The organism is Oleiphilus sp. HI0079 (assembly GCF_001635105.1).
The window spans coordinates 1-1160 of sequence record NZ_LWFT01001422.1 but is presented as its reverse complement, the minus strand read 5'-3'; the positions used below and the strand labels follow the sequence as shown (position 1 = coordinate 1160).

The following is a 1160-nucleotide window of genomic DNA, read 5'->3' as shown; positions in this document are numbered from 1 at the left end:
GCAGGGCTACGACACTCCGACTCCGATACAAGAACAGGCAATACCGGCCATTTTAAACGGTCACGATGTGATGGCGGCAGCGCAAACGGGTACCGGTAAAACAGCAGGTTTTACCCTTCCATTGCTAGAAAAACTGTCTGGCGGAAAAGGTCCAAGAGCGAATCATGTTCGCGCTTTGGTTTTAACACCAACCCGGGAATTGGCAGCGCAAGTGAGTGACAGCGTGATGACATACGGGTCAAACCTCCCTTTGCGATCGGCTGTCGTGTTTGGTGGAGTTAATATCAACCCCCAAATGCAAAAGCTTCGCAAAGGTGTCGATATTCTAGTTGCAACGCCGGGGCGTTTACTGGATCTGCACTCTAAAAATGCGGTTAAGCTTGATCAGGTTGAAGTGTTCGTTCTTGATGAAGCAGATCGTATGCTTGATATGGGCTTTATTAATGACATTAAAAAAGTCATCGCGTTATTGCCTAAGCGTCGTCAAAATTTGCTCTTCTCGGCGACGTTCTCTGAGGACATTCGAAATCTCGCGAAGGGGCTTATTAACAACCCTATCGAAATTTCTGTCACGCCAAAGAATACCGCTGCCAAGACAGTTGACCAGCTCATTGTTCCCGTCGACAAAGGTCAAAAATCTGCGTTGCTNAATCAAACGCTCAATTCCCGTTAACTCCTTATACTCGGCTGCACAGACTAAAGAGACTGCTTTGCCTTCAGCGCCAGCTCTTCCGGTTCTCCCTATACGATGCACATAGTCTTCAGCGACATGCGGTAAATCAAAGTTAACGACTTGGGGAAGTTGGTCAATATCAATTCCTCGCGCGGCTATATCCGTGGCGACTAACACTTGTACATCGCCCTTTTTAAAATCTGCCAAAGCGCGTGTTCGCGCACCTTGACTCTTATTGCCATGGATAGGAGCCGACGTAATACCCGACTTAACTAACTGATGTGACAGCTTATTTGCACCGTGTTTTGTTCTGCAGAACACTAGCACCTGATACCACTTGTGCTCCTTGATGAGTTTTATAAGCAACGCAGATTTTTGACCTTTGTCGACGGGAACAATGAGCTGGTCAACTGTCTTGGCAGCGGTATTCTTTGGCGTGACAGAAATTTCGATAGGGTTGTTAATAAGCCCCTTCGCGAGATTTCGA

At 47.2% G+C, this 1160-nt stretch carries 2 pseudogenes; one reads left to right on the top strand and one right to left on the bottom strand.

Annotation, left to right across the window (positions count from 1 at the left end):
- Positions 1-646, top strand: a pseudogene (locus A3750_RS24515) (DEAD/DEAH box helicase); the annotation flags it as partial.
- 87 nt (positions 647-733) lie between these two features.
- On the opposite strand, the pseudogene A3750_RS27405 reads toward A3750_RS24515, so the two are convergent.
- Positions 734-1039: pseudogene (locus A3750_RS27405) on the bottom strand (helicase-related protein); the annotation flags it as partial.
- Positions 1040-1160: the final 121 nt, after the last annotated feature.